Origin of the sequence: Enterobacter sp. 118C5 (assembly GCF_034107645.1) — a bacterium.
GTDB lineage: Bacteria > Pseudomonadota > Gammaproteobacteria > Enterobacterales > Enterobacteriaceae > Enterobacter > Enterobacter nematophilus.
On sequence record NZ_JAWNEU010000038.1, the window covers coordinates 1 to 734 of the forward strand.

A 734-nucleotide genomic window follows, 5' to 3' on the forward strand; every position below is an offset into this window, starting at 1 on the left:
AACTTAAGCTATGCTTTATTTTTTTATACGCTAATTATAAACTAAAGGTTTGGTATTACATAATGCATATTCTAGAACAATATCTCCGAACAGTGTTATTGCAGGAAGATAGAATCACAGATTATGAAAGGGAACAATACCCCTATAACATTCCAGCTTTGAAAAATTTTCATTGTATGGATCTGCATCCGCGGGTAACTTTTCTCATGGGAGAAAATGGTAGTGGAAAATCAACTTTGGTTGAAGCTATTGCAATAGCCGCAGGATATAATGCAGAAGGAGGGTCACGTAATTTTAACTTTCATTCAAATGAAAGTCATTCTTCACTTCATCATGCAATTCGACTAGTAAGAGGAGTAAGGCGACCAAAAGATGGATTCTTTTTCAGAGCTGAAAGTTTTTATAATGTTGCAACAGAGATTGATAGTTTAGGTGTGCAAGGAGCCTATGGTGGACGTTCCCTTCACGAACAATCGCACGGGGAATCTTTTATGTCATTATTATTGAACCGCTTTGCACCGAATGGCCTGTATATTTTAGATGAACCTGAGGCAGCTTTATCACCTACCAGACAAATGGCTGCGCTCGCTCATATCCATCGCTTGGCTCAGAGCAATTCACAATTTATAATAGCAACCCATTCTCCTATACTAATGTCATATCCAGATTCGAAAATATTGCATTTTAGTGAAAACGGGATTGAATCTATTAAATTAGAGAATACAGATCATTAC

The 734-nt window shown here is 36.9% G+C and carries 1 protein-coding gene; it reads left to right on the forward strand.

The window, feature by feature from the left end; all coding sequences use genetic code 11:
* Positions 1 to 62: 62 nt before the first annotated feature.
* A partial coding sequence (locus UTO39_RS22275) for an AAA family ATPase (RefSeq protein WP_320728126.1) occupies positions 63 to 734 on the forward strand: 672 nt, incomplete at its 3' end.